Origin of the sequence: Streptomyces caatingaensis, assembly GCF_001187435.1 — a bacterium.
Classification (GTDB): Bacteria; Actinomycetota; Actinomycetes; order Streptomycetales; family Streptomycetaceae; genus Streptomyces; species Streptomyces caatingaensis.
Window position 1 is genome coordinate 216,723 of sequence record NZ_LFXA01000002.1, and the last position, 16,259, is coordinate 232,981.

17 protein-coding genes are annotated in these 16,259 nt (G+C 75.0%); 9 read left to right on the forward strand and 8 right to left on the reverse strand.

Features of this window, described 5'->3' with window-relative positions; all coding sequences use genetic code 11:
- Nucleotides 1–19 precede the first annotated feature (19 nt).
- Nucleotides 20–229, forward strand: coding sequence for a hypothetical protein (locus AC230_RS01730; protein WP_049714128.1), 210 nt, complete (start codon nucleotides 20–22; stop codon nucleotides 227–229).
- Between the two features lie 13 nt (nucleotides 230–242).
- Here the strand turns inward: AC230_RS01730 and AC230_RS01735 are convergent, their stop codons facing one another.
- The 5 genes from AC230_RS01735 to AC230_RS31700 form a co-directional block, all read right to left on the reverse strand.
- Nucleotides 243–932 (reverse strand): hypothetical protein, encoded by a 690-nt coding sequence (locus AC230_RS01735; RefSeq protein ID WP_049714129.1) that lies wholly within the window; start codon nucleotides 930–932, stop codon nucleotides 243–245.
- Nucleotides 933–1,092: 160 nt separating this feature from the next.
- The gene (gene gcl, locus AC230_RS01740; protein WP_078870870.1) at nucleotides 1,093–2,811 is read right to left on the reverse strand and encodes a glyoxylate carboligase; all 1,719 of its coding nucleotides are present in this window, start codon (nucleotides 2,809–2,811) and stop codon (nucleotides 1,093–1,095) included.
- The gene (locus AC230_RS01745; protein ID WP_049714131.1) at nucleotides 2,808–3,692 is read right to left on the reverse strand and encodes a 2-hydroxy-3-oxopropionate reductase; all 885 of its coding nucleotides are present in this window, start codon (nucleotides 3,690–3,692) and stop codon (nucleotides 2,808–2,810) included. The genes gcl and AC230_RS01745 overlap by 4 nt, the downstream gene beginning before the upstream one ends.
- Entirely contained in the window at nucleotides 3,689–4,537 is an 849-nt protein-coding gene (locus AC230_RS01750; protein ID WP_049714132.1) for a TIM barrel protein, read from the reverse strand. The genes AC230_RS01745 and AC230_RS01750 overlap by 4 nt, the downstream gene beginning before the upstream one ends.
- 215 nt (nucleotides 4,538–4,752) lie before the next feature.
- Nucleotides 4,753–5,256 (reverse strand): transposase, encoded by a 504-nt coding sequence (locus AC230_RS31700; RefSeq protein WP_107082035.1) that lies wholly within the window; start codon nucleotides 5,254–5,256, stop codon nucleotides 4,753–4,755.
- A gap of 256 nt (nucleotides 5,257–5,512) precedes the next feature.
- On the opposite strand from AC230_RS31700, the gene AC230_RS01760 reads away from it, so the two are divergent.
- From AC230_RS01760 to AC230_RS01790, 7 genes are all read left to right on the forward strand, one after another.
- On the forward strand, nucleotides 5,513–5,764 hold the full coding sequence (locus AC230_RS01760; RefSeq protein WP_078870871.1) for a YkoF family thiamine-binding protein: 252 nt from the start codon (nucleotides 5,513–5,515) through the stop codon (nucleotides 5,762–5,764).
- The gene (locus AC230_RS01765; RefSeq protein ID WP_049714134.1) at nucleotides 5,761–6,123 is read left to right on the forward strand and encodes a helix-turn-helix domain-containing protein; all 363 of its coding nucleotides are present in this window, start codon (nucleotides 5,761–5,763) and stop codon (nucleotides 6,121–6,123) included. The genes AC230_RS01760 and AC230_RS01765 overlap by 4 nt, the downstream gene beginning before the upstream one ends.
- 129 nt (nucleotides 6,124–6,252) lie before the next feature.
- On the forward strand, nucleotides 6,253–7,098 hold the full coding sequence (gene uraD / locus AC230_RS30545) for a 2-oxo-4-hydroxy-4-carboxy-5-ureidoimidazoline decarboxylase (protein ID WP_078870872.1): 846 nt from the start codon (nucleotides 6,253–6,255) through the stop codon (nucleotides 7,096–7,098).
- 7 nt (nucleotides 7,099–7,105) lie between these two features.
- A complete protein-coding gene (gene pucL, locus AC230_RS01775; RefSeq protein WP_049714135.1) occupies nucleotides 7,106–8,008 on the forward strand; it encodes a factor-independent urate hydroxylase in 903 nt (300 codons plus the stop codon).
- Nucleotides 8,009–8,037: 29 nt separating this feature from the next.
- A complete protein-coding gene (locus tag AC230_RS01780) occupies nucleotides 8,038–9,423 on the forward strand; it encodes an 8-oxoguanine deaminase (RefSeq protein WP_049714136.1) in 1,386 nt (461 codons plus the stop codon).
- Between the two features lie 122 nt (nucleotides 9,424–9,545).
- Nucleotides 9,546–10,949 carry a nucleobase:cation symporter-2 family protein gene (locus tag AC230_RS01785; protein WP_049714137.1) on the forward strand — a complete coding sequence of 468 codons (1,404 nt, stop codon included), beginning with the start codon at nucleotides 9,546–9,548 and terminating at the stop codon, nucleotides 10,947–10,949.
- Between the two features lie 37 nt (nucleotides 10,950–10,986).
- The gene (locus tag AC230_RS01790) at nucleotides 10,987–12,489 is read left to right on the forward strand and encodes a YfcC family protein (protein ID WP_049714138.1); all 1,503 of its coding nucleotides are present in this window, start codon (nucleotides 10,987–10,989) and stop codon (nucleotides 12,487–12,489) included.
- Nucleotides 12,490–12,502: 13 nt separating this feature from the next.
- On the opposite strand, the gene aceB is transcribed toward AC230_RS01790, so the two are convergent.
- Both aceB and AC230_RS01800 read right to left on the reverse strand, forming a co-directional pair.
- Nucleotides 12,503–14,119 (reverse strand): malate synthase A, encoded by a 1,617-nt coding sequence (aceB, locus tag AC230_RS01795; RefSeq protein WP_049714139.1) that lies wholly within the window; start codon nucleotides 14,117–14,119, stop codon nucleotides 12,503–12,505.
- A 91-nt stretch (nucleotides 14,120–14,210) separates the two neighbouring features.
- On the reverse strand, nucleotides 14,211–14,867 hold the full coding sequence (locus tag AC230_RS01800; protein ID WP_422125548.1) for a nucleotidyltransferase family protein: 657 nt from the start codon (nucleotides 14,865–14,867) through the stop codon (nucleotides 14,211–14,213).
- Nucleotides 14,868–15,034: 167 nt separating this feature from the next.
- On the opposite strand from AC230_RS01800, the gene AC230_RS01805 reads away from it, so the two are divergent.
- Nucleotides 15,035–15,412, forward strand: coding sequence for a DUF5955 family protein (locus AC230_RS01805; protein WP_241833039.1), 378 nt, complete (start codon nucleotides 15,035–15,037; stop codon nucleotides 15,410–15,412).
- Here AC230_RS01805 and AC230_RS01810 read toward each other — a convergent pair whose 3' ends face one another.
- Nucleotides 15,413–16,210, reverse strand: coding sequence for an IclR family transcriptional regulator (locus AC230_RS01810; RefSeq protein ID WP_049714141.1), 798 nt, complete (start codon nucleotides 16,208–16,210; stop codon nucleotides 15,413–15,415).
- Nucleotides 16,211–16,259: the final 49 nt, after the last annotated feature.

Sequence of the window (16,259 nt, forward strand, 5' to 3'; positions counted from 1 at the left end):
CATGCGCAATGTCGCCGTAATGACCCTCCGAGCCGCCGCGTTCCTGGGTGTGCTCTCCAAGCCCGCCAAGCCCTCCGGCCCCTCCGGAGGCCCGGCCGCCGGCCGGACGGGGTTCTTCGACGACGTGGTCACCTCCGGCAAGGACGCCCTGGAGGCGTGGAAGCTGGAGGCGGCCGAGACGGTGGCGAGCGTGATCGCACTGTCGCGGGTCGCGGAGCAACGCGGCTGAGGGGAGGGGCCGTTCACCGCCCCCGCACCATCTCCTCGGCGCCGTCGTTGAGCGCTCTCGGCGTCCCCGTGAGGTCCATGACGAACAGGGGCACGCCCAGGCCGTCCGCCCGCACCCGGGCCTCGGTGGTGTAGCCGGCGAGCGAGAAGCAGACGCCGGTGGCGTCGTCGGTCAGCGCGTACAGCCACAGGCACTCGATGTCGCGCACGGTCGTGGGCAGCGTCGTGGGGTCCACCCGGACGACGAGGCCGGCCGCCAGCAGGTCGACGACACCGCCGCCGGAGGCGCGGTGCGCCGGGCGCTGCACATGGGCGTGGCCGAGCCAGCGCAGATAGCGCTGCGCGGCGGTCACCGCGTCCCGCTCGGTGCGGATCGCGACCGGGCGGAAGGCGGAACGGGTGGCGCGGCGGGCGGCGGGGCGCGTCCCGGCGGACGCCGAGGGCGGGTTCTCGACGGGGAGTTGGAGGACGGCGCCGCAGACGCAGTCGAACTCCGGCCGGGGCCACTGCCCCTGGCGGCCGCAGCCCGGGCAGCGCACGGCGACCCAGCTCTCCTGCCAGGAGCGGTGGCCGAGCAACTGCGGTGCGGCGCCCGGCGCGACGGGCAGCGTGAGGGGCGCGCCACAGGCGCACGGATAGGTGGGCGGGGTGAAGGGGTGCTCCCTGCCGCACGTCGGGCAGGGCACCGGGACGCTCTTGGCCATGGTCGGGCTCCAGCGAACAGGTCCGTAGGACTGGGCACTCCATAGTCCACGATGCGGACGCCGCCGGGGGCGCGAATGGCGGAACGGGAAGTCCGGACGGCGGCTCCTCGGCGCGAACACGGCAGAACGGGCGCCGCCGTCCGGACGCTCGGGGGCCGCGTCAGGAGTCCTCGACCTCGCGGACGCGGTCGATGTCCGGCCCGTGCGGGGTGTTGGCCTCGCGCTCGATCATGATCTCGACGAGGGCGGGGCGCGAGGTCGCGGCGGCGCGCTCGCGCGCCCACTCCAGCGCGGGCCGGATGCCGGCCGGATCGACCACGCGGCGCGCCGACCCGCCGTACGCCTCGACGATCCGGACGTGGTCGGTGCCGGTCGCGTCGTAGTGGATGTCCACCTGGTAGTTCATGCCGTAGCCGAGGGACGCCTGGCGGATCAGGCCCAGGTACTCGTTGTTGAGCATGACCAGTACGAGGGGGATGTCGTACTGGGCGGCGACGGCCAGCTCCTCGACGGTGTACTGGAAGCCGTAGTCGCCGACGACCGCGATCACGTCGGCGTCCCCGCGTCCCATGCCCTCCAGCGCCTTGCGCACGCCGATGGCCGCCGGGAGCTCCCAGCCGAGCGGGCCCGCCTGGCCGCAGACCTGGTAGTGGCGGGGCCGGTGGGCCTTCTGGTGCTGGCCGCCCCAGATCTGGTAGAGCCCGATGGCGGTGACGACGTAGGCGTCCTCGTCCAGCAGCTCGTTGAGCTCCTTGTAGACGCGGGGCGCCTTGACGGGGACGGTGTCGAAGTCCTCGCGGCGCACCAGCGTCCGCTTGAGCTCGGCGCAGCGGGCGCGCCACGCGCCGATGGCGGGCCGGGCGGCGCGGGCGGCGGCCGCGGCGCGCAGTGCGGCGAGGAAGGCGCGGGCGTCGGCGACGATGCCGAGGTCCGGTTCGATCACCCGGCCCAGCTGGGCGGGTTCGACGTCCACGTGGACGAAGACGCGGTCGCCGCGGTAGACGGAGAGGTCCCCTCCGGTGTGGCGGTCGCCGAAGCGGGCGCCGACGGCGAGGACGAAGTCGGCCTCCAGGAACGAGGCGTTGGCGTACCGCTGGGACGTCTGGATGCCGGTGGTCCCCATGTTGAGCCGGTGGTCGTCCTCGACGGCGCCCTTGCCCATCAGGGTCACCTGGAAGGGAAGGTCCAGCTCCTCGACCAGCGCGCGGAGTTCGTCCGCCGCGTCCGCCAGGATCACCCCGCCGCCGGCCAGGAGCAGCGGCCGTTCGGCGGCGAGCAGCAGGTCGAGGGCGGCCTCGACGGAGGGGCCGTGCGGCGGGCAGGGGCGGAGGGGCAGCCGGGTGCCGGCCTCCGGGTCGTAGCGGATCTCGCGCCGGGCCACGTCCAGCGGGATGTCGACGAGCACGGGCCCCGGGCGGCCCTCGCGCGCGGTGCGGAACGCCTCGCGGAGGATCCAGGGGAGCTGCGCCGCCTCCTTGACCTGGACGGACCACTTGGTGACGGGCGCGGCGACGGCCGCGATGTCCACGGCCTGGAACGCCTCCTGGTGGAGCTTGGCGGAGACCGCCTGGCCGGTGAGGCAGACCAGGGGCACCGAGTCGGCGTACGCGGTGTACAGGCCGGTGACGAGGTTGGTGGCGGCGGGCCCGGAGGTGGCGAGGGCGACGCCGACGCGGCCGTTGGTGCGGGCCCAGCCGTCGGCCATGTGGGCCGCGGCCGTCTCGTGGCGGACGACGAGGTGCTCGATGCCGCCGTCGGCCTCCAGCGCCCGGTAGAGCGGGAGGTTGGCGGCGCCGGGGCAGCCGAAGGCGATGTCGACGCCCTCGTCCTTGAGGACGTGGACGGCCGCGCTCATGGCGGGGATCCGGGCGGCCCTCATGACGCCGCCGCCCGTTCGACGCCGCGCAGCAGCGCGGAGTGGTCGAGTCCGCCGTCGCCCCGCTCCCGGGCCTCGGCGATCAGCCGGGCCGCCAGTTCGGCCAGGGGGAGCGTCAACCGGGCCTCGCGGGCGGCGGCGGTGACGATGCCCATGTCCTTGTGGTGCAGGTCGATGCGGAAGCCGGGGGTGAAGTCGCGGTCGAGGAAGTTGCGGCGCTTGCGGGTGAGGACGGCGGACGCGGCGAGTCCGCCGCCGATGACGTCGAGCGCGGCGTCGACGTCCACGCCGGAGCGCTCCAGGAGGACGACCGCCTCGGCGCACGCCTGGAGGCCGGCGGCGACGATCAGTTGGTTGGCGGCCTTGACGGTCTGCCCGGCGCCGTGCGGCCCGCAGTGGACGACGGTGCCGCCGAGCACCTCGAAGAGGGGGCGGGCGGCCTCGACGTCCTCGGCCCGGCCGCCGGCCATGACCGACAGCGAGCCCTCGACGGCCCCGGCCTCGCCGCCGGAGACCGGTGCGTCGAGCACCCGCAGACCGTGCTCCGCCCCGGCGGCGGCGAGAGCGACGGCCGTGCCGGGCGCGACCGTCGACATGTCGATGAGCAGCGCGCCGGGCCGGGCCCGGTCCAGGATCCCGTCGGGGCCGTGGGCGACGGCCGTCACGTCGGCGTCGGCGGGGAGCATGGTGACGATCACGTCAGCGTTCCGGGCCGCCTCGGCGGCGGACGGGGCGGGGACGCCGCCGTGCGCGGCGAGCCGGTCGAGCTTGTGCTGTTCGAGGGTGTACCCGGTGACCGGGTAGCCGGCCCGGAGCAGGTTCTCGGCCATGGGCGAGCCCATGACGCCGAGGCCGATCCAGGCGACGCGGGGGAGCGGGGTCATCGTGTTCCTCCCTGGTGCGCGGGGCCCGTCGCGCGGAGCCGGGCCAGGCCGTCGGCGGCGGGGCCCGCGGGACGGTACTCCAGGGCGATCCAGCCCTCGTAGCCGGCCGCGCGGAGGCGGGCGGCCAGGGCGGCGAGGTCGAGCGCGCCGGTGCCGGGGGCGCCGCGTCCCGGGCAGTCGGCGAACTGGACGTGGCCGGTGGCCCCGGCGTACCGGTCGATGACGCCGGCGAGGTCGGCGCCGCCGCGGGCGAGGTGGTAGAGGTCCATGAGGAAGGCGGTGTTGCCGAGGCCGGTGGCCGCGTTGACCCGGTCCGCGAGGGCGACGGCGGCGTCGGCGGTGACCAGTGGATAGTCCGGGGACTCCGCGGAGTTGAGGGCCTCGATCAGCAGCCGGGCGCCGGCCCGGTGCGCGGCGCGGGCGGCCAGGACGAGGTTCTCCAGCGCGAGCGCGTCCTGGTCCTCGGGGGCCACGCCGGGGAGGCGGTTGCCGTAGAGGGCGTTGAGGGCCGGGCAGCCCATGGAGGCCGCGAAGTCCGCGGCGACGGGCAGGTTGGCGCGGAAGCGGGCGGACTCCGGGCCCGGGAGGGACAGGGCCCCGCGGTCGGGGCCGGGGAGCCGGCCGGCGTAGAGGTTGAGGCCGACGAGCTCGGTGCCGGCTTCCTTCAACGCGGCGCGCAGGGCGTCGAGTTCGGCGGGCGGGGGAGCGGGGTCGTCCGGCCAGGGCCACCAGAGCTCCACGGCGCGGAAGCCGGCGGCGGCCGCGGCGGCGGGCCGTTCGAGCAGCGGGAGTTCGGTGAACAGGAGCGACAGGTTCAGCGCGAGACGGGGATCGGGGAGGGCCACGGTGGGCTCCTTCCAATATTTTCCATATAACGGAAAGTCAAATCCGTGCAGTGGAAGGGAGGGTGCCCGTGGCCCGCGCGGGTGTCAAGGGCCGGGCGCGTGGCCCGTACGGCGCGAACGGCCCGCCGGGCGGCGTCCTGCGCTGCCCGGCGGGCCGTTCGTCGTGTTCGCGCGCCGGCGGGGCGGGGCGGGCGCCCGCGCCGGCGGCGGGAGGGTCAGTCCCCCGGGGCGGGGGAGGAGCGGTCGCCGCGGGGCGGCGCGCCGGCCGTGCACGGCAGTCCGGCCCGTTTGCGGATGTGATGGCAGACGGTCCGGGTCCAGTCGGCGCGCAGGGGGGCGCCGTGGCGGTCGGCGGTGGCCGCGCAGAGGGTGTCCCACAGGCCGGCGTGCGTCCACTCGGTGAACCGGCGGTGCACGGTCTGCCAGGACGCCCCGAAGACCGGCGGGAGCTGGCGCCAGCTGCACCCGGAGCCGGCCAGGAACACGATGGCGGCCAGGACGTCGCGGTCGTCGGCCCGGGGCTGGCCGCCGCCCTGGGGGCGTCTGGGCGCCGCCGGGATGGCCGTGCGGGCCAGCAGCCACAGGTCGTCCGGGACGAGCCGTTCGGTGAGGACCGCCGCCCTGCGGCCGGGGAGGGGGAGGGGGGACGGGGCCGGGCGGGGCGCCGTCGCGGGGCGGTGGTCGGGTAACGCGGGTGGGGTCACATCGTCCTCCGTCATCGCCGTGTGCGGTAGGGAACTGCTGTGCGCGGCGGGGAAGTCGGGGGTCGCCGCGGACCACGATCCGGAGCAGCGGTGCCCGGGGTCTCGGGTGCGGGTCGGCCTCGGCGTCGGAGGTACGGACCATTCGGGACGTCTCGCAGGAGATCCGGAAACGGCGGCAGTTAAATCGTTGGCCAATACAATGATGGATGTAATGCCACAGAACCGGCAAGGTGTTCAACGTCACTTGACGCTCCGGCGATACCGTGGGCACATGCGCCTGAGAGTGGAATTCACCACGGAGCCGTTCGACTTGGAGCAGGCACCGCCGCACGCCGTCGTCGCGCGCGAGGTCGTCCAGGGGGCCGGTCTGGACTCCGTGGACGTCGGCCCGTTCGGCAACACCGCGGAGGGCGGCGCCGACGCCGTGCTGTCGGCCGTCGGCGACCTGCTGCGCCGTGCGATAGGGGCGGGCGCCACCCGGGTCTCGCTCCAGGTGAACGTCGTCGGCGAGGGCGGCGCGTGAGCGCGGACGGGACGGAGCGGTTCCGCGCGGCGGTCGCGCCGCTGGTGGCCGCCGTGGGCGGGCGGATGCTCGACCCCGGCCAGGCGGAGGACGGCGACGTGGTGCTCTCCTGGGAGGGGCGCGAGGCCGTGGCCGTCCGGCTGCCGCGGCTGTCCGAGTCCCTGGACCGCATCCTCGGCGAGCTGGAGCACCGGCACGGCATGCCGCTCGCCCGACTCGACCGCAAGGAGAAGCAGTTGCTCGTGCGCGGACTGGAGGCGCGCGGTGCCTTCGCCCTGCGGCACGGGGTGGAGACGGTGGCCGCGGCCCTCGGGGTGAGCCGCTTCACGATCTACAACTACCTCAACCGCGAGCGGTAGGCGGCCGCCGACCCGTCGGCGCGGACGCGTAACACGGTGTTTTCAACAAAGTGTTGACGTCGTGTTCGCGAAGGCGTTAGCTGTCCCGCAGCTCGGTCGAGTGCGACGAGAAGCACCACGGAGGTACCCGTGTCTTCGAGTTCGACGGCGGGCACGGCCCGGTTCAACGCCCTGGAGCGTGAGGCGGCCCGTACCGCGCTGCTGGAGATCTGCGCGAGCACCACCTGGGCCGGCGCCCTGCTGGACCGCCGCCCCTACCCCGACGTCCGGGCGCTCCTCGCCGCCTCCGACGCGGCGGTCGAGGCGCTGGACGCGGCGGACCTCGCGGAGGCGCTGGCCGCCCACCCGCCGATCGGCCGCCCCGCCCCCGGCGACGCCCGCTCGGCCCGCGAACAGCGCGGCATGGCCGGCGCGCCCGACGACCTGCGGGCCGAGATGCTCGGGCTGAACCTCGCCTACCAGGAGAAGTTCGGGCACGTCTTCCTCGTCTGCGCCGACGGGCTGTCCGCCGAGGAGCTGCTGGACGCCGTCCGCCGCAGGATCTCCCACCCGCCCGAGCGCGAACGCGAGGCCGTGCGGGCCGAGTTGGCGAGGATCAACCGGCGGCGGCTGGCCGCCCTCGTCGACGCGGACGCCGCCACCGTCTCCACCCACGTCCTGGACACCGCCGCCGGCCGGCCCGCCGCCGGGATCCCCGTCGGCCTCGCCGTGCGCACCGGCGCGGGCCCCTGGCGGGAGCTCGGCGCGGCGGCCACCGACACCGACGGGCGCTGCACCGGACTGCCGCCGCTCCCGGCGGACGCCACCCACGCGCGGCTGCGGTTCGGGACCGAGCGCCACCTGACCCGCGAACAGGCCGGAGGAGCGGCGTTCTTCCCCGAGGTGACGGCCGTGATCGCCGTCGCCGCGGGGGAGCACCACCATCTGCCGCTGCTGCTCAGCCCCTTCGGCTACTCCGTCTACCGAGGGAGCTAGCACGCCCATGACCGCAGGACCCCGCCGGGCGGTGCTCGGCCAGAACCAGTACGGCAAGGCCGAGACCCGCGTCGTGAGGATCACCCGCGAGGGCACCACCCACCACATCAAGGACCTCAACGTCTCCGTGGCCCTCTCCGGCGACATGGACGACGTCCACCTCACGGGTTCCAACGCCAACGTCCTCACCACGGACGCCACCAAGAACACCGTCTTCGCCTTCGCCAAGGAGCACGGCGTCGCCTCCGCCGAGGAGTTCGCCCTCCGGCTCGCCCGCCACTTCGTCACCAGCCAGGAGCCGATCCGCTCGGCCCGGATCCACGTCGAGGAGTACGTCTGGGACCGGATCGAGGCCCCGGACGCCGGCCCGGCCCGCCACTCCTTCGTCCGGGCCGGCCGGGAGGCGCGGACGGCCGAGGTCGTCCACGACGGCGCGGGAGGGGAGGTCGTCTCGGGGCTCACCGGGCTCGTGGTGCTCAACTCCACCGCCTCCGAGTTCCACGGCTACGTCAAGGACCGCTACACCACCCTCCCCGAGACGCGCGACCGCGTCCTCGCCACCGAGGTCAACGCCCGCTGGCGGTACGCCGGGACGGACGTCGACTGGGACGCCGCGCACGCCCTCGCCCGCGAGCAGCTGCTCCACGCCTTCGCCGGGACGTACTCCTACTCGCTCCAGCAGACGCTCTACGCGATGGGCGCCCGCGTCGTCGAACGCCTCCCGGACGTCGAGGAGATACGCCTGTCCCTGCCCAACAAGCACCACTTCCTCGTCGACCTGGAGCCGTTCGGCCTGGAGAACGACAACGAGGTCTACCACGCGGCCGACCGGCCCTACGGCCTCATCGAGGCCACCGTGCTGCGCGACGGAGCGCAGCCGCGCATACCGGTGGAACCGGCCCGTCCCTGATCCCCCACCGCGCCGTCGAAGGAACCACCGTGACCGCACCGCCCGTCATCGAGCGCACCGTCATCGAGAACTGCGCCGTCGCCACCGTCGATCCCCACGACACCGAACACGCCTCCGGGCACCTGGTGATCGCGGGCAACCGCATCGAGTCCGTCGGCCCCGGCCCCGCGCCCGGACCGCTGGAGGGCGTCGTCCGGCGCATCGACGCCACCGGCCACCTCGCCACCCCCGGCCTGGTCAACACCCACCACCACTTCTACCAGTGGCTCACCCGCGGACTCGCCCAGAACTCCGCCCTGTTCGACTGGCTCACCGCCCTCTACCCGGTCTGGGCCCGCATCGACGAACCGATGGTGTACGAGGCGGCGCGCGCCTCCCTCGCCATGATGGCGCGCGGCGGCGTCACCACGGCCGCCGACCACCACTACGTCTTCCCGCGCGGCGCCGGCGACCTGCTCGGCGCCGAGATCCGCGCCGCCCGCGAACTCGGCGTCCGCTTCCACCCCACCCGCGGGTCGATGGACCTCGGCGCCTCCGACGGCGGGCTGCCGCCGGACTTCGCCGTCGAGACCACCGACGAGGCGCTCGCCGCCACCGAGGCGGCGATCGACACCCACCACGACCCGTCCCCCGGCTCCATGCTGCGCGTCGGCGTCGCGCCCTGCTCGCCGTTCTCCGTCACCACCCGGCTCCTGCGCGAGGCGGCCGAACTGGCCCGCCGCAAGGGCGTGCGGCTGCACACCCACGGCTCGGAGACCGTCGAGGAGGAGCGCTTCTGCGAGGAGCGGTTCGGCACGGGCCCCACCGGCTACCTCGACTCGACCGGCTGGCTCGGCGACGACGTGTGGATGGCCCACTGCATCCACATGGACGACGCCGACATCGCCGCCTTCGCCCGCACCGGCACCGGCGTCGCCCACTGCCCCTCCTCCAACGCCCGCATCGCCGCCGGCACCGCCCCCGTCCCCGCCCTCCTCGCGGCCGGCGTCCCCGTCGGCCTCGGGGTGGACGGCACCGCCTCCAACGAGACCGGCGAACTCCACACCGAGCTGCGCAACGCCCTCCTCGTCCACCGACTCGCGGGCGGGGCCGCAGCGTTGACGGTCCGTCAGGCGCTGCGGATGGGGACGTACGGCGGGGCCCGGGTCCTCGGCCGGGCGGACGACCTCGGGTCCCTGGAGCGCGGCAAGCTCGCCGACCTGGTGCTGTGGCGGCTCGACGGGCTGGGGCACTCGACCGTCGCCGACCCCGTCGCGGCCCTCGTCCTCGGCCCGCCCGCCCCCGTCAGCCTCTCCCTCGTCAACGGCCGCCCCGTGGTCGAGGACGGCCGGCTGCTCACCGCCGACGAGGACACGATCGCCCGCCGCGCCCGCGCCGAGGCCCGCCGCCTCGCCCGGATCGCGGGCGGGGACTGACCGGGCCACCGCCGGGACCGCCGCCGCAGACCGGCCGAGGGGGACGGCCCTCGGCCACCGCGGGGCCGGGGCGCGGGCCCCGGCCCCGCACCCTCCACCCCCTGACGGGAGGAACCCCCCTCGTGGCCACCGCCTCCAGGACCACCGGGCAGCGCCGCGCGGCGCATCCGGTGGACGAAGTGCCCCGCCCCGGCAAGCTCCTGGCGACGGGGCTCCAGCACGTCGCCGCCAGCTACGCCGGCGTCGTCGCCCCGCCGCTGGTCATCGGCGCCTCCGTCGGGCTCCCCCCGGCCCAGGTCACCTTCCTCGTCGGGGCCGCCCTCTTCACCGCGGGCCTCGCCACCCTCCTCCAGACGATCGGCTTCTGGAAGGTCGGCGCCCGGCTGCCGTTCGTCAACGGCGTCTCCTTCGCGGGCGTCGCGCCCGTCCTCGCCGTCGCCGACCAGCAGGCCGACCGGCGCGACGCGCTGCCCGTCGTCTACGGGGCGGTCATGGTCGCGGGCGTGCTCGGCTTCCTGCTCGCGCCCTGGTTCGGCCGGCTCGTCCGCTTCTTCCCGCCCGTCGTCAGCGGGACGGTCATCACCCTGATCGGGCTGAGCCTGCTGCCCGTCGCCTTCGGCTGGATCCAGGGCGGTCACCCGGACCGGCCCGCCTCCGGCACCAACCTCGGCCTGGCGGGGGCGACCCTGGCGATCGTGCTGCTGCTGCGCCGGGTGCTGCGCGGCTTCCCGCGGCAGATCGCGGTCCTGCTCGGCCTCGTCGCCGGCACCCTGCTCGCCATCCCCGCCGGAGCCGTGCACACCGGCGTCACCCGGCACGCGGCCCTCGTCGGCTTCCCCGCGCCCTTCCACTTCGGGGCGCCGCACCTCCAGCTCGCCGCCGTGCTCAGCATGTGCATCCTCATGCTGGTCTGCATGACCGAGAGCACCGCCGACATGATGGCGCTCGGCGAGATCGTCGGCCGGCCCGCCGACGAGCGGACCATCGCCGGGGGACTGCGCGCCGACACCCTCGGCAGCGCGCTGAGCCCCCTCTTCAACGGCTTCGCCAACAGCGCCTTCGCGCAGAACATCGGGCTGGTCGCGCTCACCGGGGTGCGCAGCCGCTTCACCGTCGCGGTCTGCGGGCTGATGTTCGCCCTCCTCGGCCTGAGCCCGGCCTTCGCGTCGCTCGTCGCGCTGGTGCCGCAGCCGGTGCTCGGCGGGGCGGGGCTCGTGCTCTTCGGCACCGTCGCGGCCGGCGGGGTCGGGGTGCTCGTCGGGGCCGGTCTGGAGCGCGGCGACAACATGCTGATCGCCGCCGTCTCCCTGGGCGTCGGCCTGATCCCCGTCGTGTCGCACACCTTCTACGCCTCCGCGGCCGTGCCCGAGACCCTGCGCACCGTCCTGAACTCGGGCGTCAGCGCCGGGTGCCTGACCGCGGTCCTGCTCAACCTGGCCTTCCACCACCTCGGCCGCGGGCGGGACCGGGCGGCCCCCGGGGTGCCGGCGCCCCGCGTGGCGGACGAGGAGAAGCCGGTGATGTAGCGATAATGCGGGGCATTCCCATGAAAGGTGCCCCACCATGGAGGAACAGGCCGCGAAGGAGCGGAAGTTCGTCTTCCCGAGCGCGCTCACGGTCCTGGCCGCCGTGACCGTCGTCGTCTGGGCCCTCGCCTTCGTCGTCCCGTCCGGCACGTACCGGCGCACCCCCGCCGGCGATCCGATCCGGGGCACGTACCACCACGCCGCCGCCCCCGGCGACCTCGTCCACCGCCTCGGCCAGCTCTTCCTCGCCCCCGTCAACGGGCTCTACGGGGTGCGCGACGCGGCGACCGGGCAGGTGGCCCCGGACGCGGTGGGCGCGCTCTACGGCAGCGCGGGCGTCTTCCTCTTCGTCCTGGCCATCGGCACGTTCATCACCGTCGTCTTCGCCACCGGCGCCCTCGACCGCGGCATCGAGCGCCTCGCCCACCGGCTGCGCACCCGCGGCGCGCTGCTCCTCGCCGCCGTCATGACCGTCTTCTCGCTGCTCGGCACGGTCGAGGGGTTCGCCGAGGAGACGCTCGGCTTCTACGGCCTGCTCGTCCCGCTGATGCTGGCCCTCGGCTACGACCGGATGGTCGCCACCGGGGCGATCGTCCTCGGGGCGGGGGTCGGGGTGCTGGCCTCCACGGTCAACCCCTTCGCCACCGGGGTGGCCTCGTCGGCGGCGGGGGTCTCGCTGGGGGACGGGATCGCGCTGCGGTTCGCGATGTGGCTCGTCCTGACCGCCGTCACCATCGGCTACGTGGTGCGGTACGCGCACCGGGTGCGCACCCGCCCGGAGCGTTCGCTCGTCGGATTCCTGCCCGGGGACCGGGAGTTGGCGGCGGCGGCCGAGGAGCCGCCGTCGCTCACCGGACTCCAGAAGGCCGTGCTCGTCCTGGTCGCCCTGGTCTTCCTCTTCATGGTCTTCTCGGTGATCCCCTGGGCGCAGGCGCTCACGGGGCGGGCCGGCGCCGCCCCCTACGGCTGGGAACTCGACTGGTCCTTCGCGCAGTTGGCCGCGCTCTTCCTGGCCGCCTCGGTACTGGTCGGGGTGGTCGCCCGGCTCGGGGAGCGGCGGCTGAGCGGGCTGGTCGTCCAGGGGGCGGCGGACTTCGTCGCGCCGGCGCTGGCGATCGTCCTCGCCCGGGGCATCACCGTCATCATGAACAACGCCCGGATCACCGACACCGTGCTCCACGCCGTCGAGAGCACGGTCGCCGGCACCGCCGCGGCCGCCTTCGCCATCCTCGTCTTCGTCGTCAACCTCCCCCTGGCCTTCCTGATCCCCTCCTCCTCCGGGCACGCCACCCTCGCGATGCCCGTCCAGGCCCCCCTCGCCGACTTCGCGGGCGTCCCGCGCTCCGTCGCCGTCACGGCCTGGGCCGCCGCCAGCGGCTGGATGAACCTGTGGGTGCCGACGACGGCGGTGGTCGTCGGCGGGGTGTCGCTGGCGAAGGTGGGCTACGACCGCTACCTGCGCTTCGTGTGGCCGCTGTTGCTGATCCTGGCGGTGCTGATCTGCGGATTCCTGGCGGTGGGGGCGGTGGCCGCGGCGTGACGGCGACGCGGCGTCAGCCCTCCAGGCGCTCGTACGCCGGCAGCGTCAGGAATTCGACGTACTCCTCGTCGAGCGCCACCTTCAGCAGCAGGTCGTGCGCCTCCCGCCAGCGCCCGGCCGCGTACGCCTCCTCGCCCGACTCGGCGCGCAGCGCCTCCAGTTCGCGGGAGGCGATCTCGCGGACGAGGGCGGCCGTCGCCTTCTCGCCGCCCTCCAGGACGACGCCGGCGTGCACCCACTGCCAGATCTGGGAGCGGGAGATCTCCGCCGTCGCCGCGTCCTCCATGAGGTGGAAGATGGCGACGGCGCCGTGCCCGCGGAGCCACGACTCGATGTAGCGCAGGCCGACGCGCACGGCGTTGACCAGGCCGTCCAGGGTGGGGCGGGCGCCGGTCCCCTCGATGGCGATGAGCTGGGCGGCCGTGACGCGGACGTCCTCGCGGAGGCGGTCCTTCTGGTGCGGGCGGGTGCCGAGGACCGCGTCGAAGGAGGCGCGGGCGACCGGGACGAGGTCGGGGTGGGCGACCCAGGAGCCGTCGAAGCCGTCCGCCGCCTCGCGGTCCTTGTCGGCGCGGACCTTCGCCAGCGCCGCCTCGTTGACGGCGGGGTCGCGCCGGGAGGGGATGAAGGCGGCCATGCCGCCGATGGCGTGGGCGCCGCGCTTGTGGCAGGTGCGCACGAGGAGTTCGGTGTAGGCGCGCATGAAGGGGACGGTCATCGTGACGGCGTTGCGGTCGGGCAGGACGAAGCGCTCGCCGGCGTCGCGGAAGTTCTTGATGAGGGAGAAGAGGTAGTCCCAGCGGCCCGCGTTGAGCCCGGAGGCGTGGTCGCGGAGCTCGTAGAGGATCTCCTCCATCTCGTAGGCGGCGGTGATCGTCTCGATGAGGACGGTGGCGCGGACGGTGCCGTGCGGCAGGCCCAGCCGCTCCTGGGCGAAGACGAACACGTCGTTCCACAGCCGGGCCTCGAGGTGCGACTCGGTCTTGGGCAGGTAGAAGAAGGGGCCCTTGCCGGACGCGGCGAGCCGGCGCGCGTTGTGGAAGAAGTAGAGGCCGAAGTCGACCAGGGCCCCGGGGACGGGGCGGCCGCCGGCGGTGAGATGGCGCTCGTCCAGGTGCCAGCCGCGGGGCCGGACGACGACGGTGGCCAGCTCGTGGTCGGGCCGCAGGGCGTACGTCTTGCCCCCGGGGCCGGTGAAGTCGATGCGGCGGGCGAAGGCGTCGATCAGGTTGAGCTGGCCGAGGACGACGTTCTCCCAGGTGGGGGAGGAGGCGTCCTCGAAGTCGGCGAGCCAGACACGGGCCCCGGAGTTGAGCGCGTTGACGGTCATCTTCCGGTCGGTGGGGCCGGTGATCTCGACGCGGCGGTCCTCCAGGGCGGCCGGTGCGGGGGCCACCCGCCAGTCCGGGTCCTCGCGGATGTGGGCGGTCTCGGCGAGGAAGTCGAGGGTGCCGGTGCGGGCGATCCCGGCGCGCCGCTCGGCACGGCGGGCCAGCAGCTCGTCGCGGCGCGGGGTGAACCGTTCGTGCAGGGCGGCGAGGAACTCCAGGGCGGGGGCGGTCAGTACCTCGTCCTGCCGTGCGACGGGGGCACCGAGGACGGTCAGCGGGGACGGCGCTGCTGCGGGCATGTGCGGGTCACTCCTCGTCCGGGACGACGGCCGTGGCACGGGGTGCCAGGGGCGGATGTGAGCCGGAATATAGATTCCTTATGACGGAACATCAATGGGCGAGGGGAGGATTCCGGCCGGGCGGCGGCGGGGGCGCGAGCAGACCGAGGTCGGCCGGGGTGTCGATGTCGTCGGGCGCGGCCACGTCCCCGCACTCCACCAGCCTGAGGCCGTCCGCGTGCGCCCGCAGATAGGCGCGGGCGCCCCGGTCCCCCTCGGCCGCCCGGGCGGCGCCCGCCCAGTGCCGGCGGGCCAGCAGCACCGGGTGCCCGCGCTCGCCCCCGTACGCGGCCGCCACGAGCGAGGCGCCGGCGCGGTGCGCGGCCAGCACCCGGGCCACGGCCGGGGAGCCCACCCCGGGCTGGTCCACCAGCAGCACCACGACGGCACCGGCCGCCGTCCCGGCGAGGGACGCCAGCCCGGCGCGCAGCGACGAGCCCATGCCGTCCGCCCAGCGCGGGTTGTGCACCACGGCGCACGACAGGTGAGCCAAGCGCGTACGGACCTCGTGCGCCCCCGCGCCCACCACCACGTGCAGCGGCCCGCACCCCGCCCCCTCCAGCACGGCCAGCGCCCGTTCCACCAGCGTGCGCCCCTCGTGTTCCAGGAGCGCCTTGGGGCGCCCGCCGAGCCGCCGGCCGCCGCCGGCCGCGAGCAGCAGCCCCGCCACCGGGGGAACGACGTCTGTCGGCTTCGTGTCCGTCGTCACAGGCATGCCTCATTGCACCGCACGAACGGGCGCCGCGTGTGCGGCGAGCGCGCGTTCGTCACCCGACCGTGAGGACCGGCCCTGAATTTCGCTTTCCGTGTGGCGCGGCGCACGGAAAGTGGCGTTAACTGATCCGGGCGGGCGCGTGGGGCAGCAGGGGGAGAGTCGTGGCGGAAGGCGCCGTGGTGGTGGAACAGGAGCTGACGGACCGTCCCGGCGAGCGGGATCCGAGAGCGGCCGAGCTGAGCGCGGCGGTCGACCGGCTGCGCCGGGCGCTGGCCACGCACCCCGCCCGGTTACCCGACCGGGACGCCGCCGAGGACGAGCTCGCCGCGCTCGACGCGATGGCGGGCGCGGGCGAGCCGGAGCTGTCCCGGCTGCGCCGCTCCCTGCTGCTGGTGGCCGGGGCCGTCGGCTCGGTCAGCGCCCTGGCCCCGGCCCTCGGCGCGGTACGGGCGGCCGTGGAGCGCTTCGACGTGGAGCGCCGGGACGAGGAGCGCCACGACCAGGGGCCGGGCGCGGCCGGCGCGGGGAGCGGCGGGTGATCAGGCCGGGGGCGCGGCCGGCGCCGAGGCCGCGAGCGCGGCGGACAGCTCGGTGGCGATCTCCTTGAGCAGCGGCACGATCCGCTCGGTCGCCTCCTCCGTCACCCGGCCCGCCGGGCCCGAGATGGAGATGGCCGCCGCCGTCGGCGAGTCGGGCACGGGGACGGCGAGGCAGCGGACGCCGATCTCCTGCTCGTTGTCGTCGACCGCGTAGCCCGACGCGCGCACCCGGGCGAGGGCGTCGACGAAGACGTCCGGCGTCGTGATCGTCTTCTCGGTCGCGGCCGGCATGCCCGTACGGGCCAGGATCGCCCGCACCTCCTCGTCCGGCGCCTGGGCGAGCAGCGCCTTGCCGACGCCGGTCGTGTGCGGCAGCACCCGCCGGCCGACCTCGGTGAACATCCGCACGGAGTGCCGCGAGGGCACCTGGGCGACGTAGACGACCTCGTCGCCGTCCAGCAGCGCCATGTTGGCCGTCTCGCCGGTCTCCTCCACGAGGCGCGCCAGATACGGCCGGGCCCAGTGGCCCAGCAGCCGCGCTGAGCTCTCGCCGAGCCGGATCAGCCGGGGGCCGAGCGCGTACCGCCGGTTGGGCTGCTGGCGGACGTACCCGCTGGCGACCAGGGTGCGCATCAGCCGGTGGATGGTGGGCAGCGGCAGCCCGCTGCTCGTGGCCAGCTCGCTCAGTCCCACCTCGCCGCCGGCGTCGGCCATCCGCTCGAGCAGGTCGAAGGCACGCTCGAGGGACTGGACGCCTCCGGTGGCGGAGGAGGTTCTGGGCTCGGCGGACGAGGGCACGGCGCGGGTCCTTCCGGGGTGGGGTGGTAGTGCAGCCTACCGGGCCGTG

Coding starts and splice junctions, on each gene's coding strand:
- AC230_RS01730 (WP_049714128.1), top strand. CDS start 20: ATGACCCTCCGAGCCGCCGCGTTCCTGGGTGTGCTCTCCAAGCCCGCC.
- AC230_RS01735 (WP_049714129.1), bottom strand. CDS start 932: ATGGCCAAGAGCGTCCCGGTGCCCTGCCCGACGTGCGGCAGGGAGCAC.
- gcl (WP_078870870.1), bottom strand. CDS start 2,811: ATGAGGGCCGCCCGGATCCCCGCCATGAGCGCGGCCGTCCACGTCCTC.
- AC230_RS01745 (WP_049714131.1), bottom strand. CDS start 3,692: ATGACCCCGCTCCCCCGCGTCGCCTGGATCGGCCTCGGCGTCATGGGC.
- AC230_RS31700 (WP_107082035.1), bottom strand. CDS start 5,256: ATGACGGAGGACGATGTGACCCCACCCGCGTTACCCGACCACCGCCCC.
- AC230_RS01760 (WP_078870871.1), top strand. CDS start 5,513: ATGCGCCTGAGAGTGGAATTCACCACGGAGCCGTTCGACTTGGAGCAG.
- pucL (WP_049714135.1), top strand. CDS start 7,106: ATGACCGCAGGACCCCGCCGGGCGGTGCTCGGCCAGAACCAGTACGGC.
- AC230_RS01790 (WP_049714138.1), top strand. CDS start 10,987: ATGGAGGAACAGGCCGCGAAGGAGCGGAAGTTCGTCTTCCCGAGCGCG.
- aceB (WP_049714139.1), bottom strand. CDS start 14,119: ATGCCCGCAGCAGCGCCGTCCCCGCTGACCGTCCTCGGTGCCCCCGTC.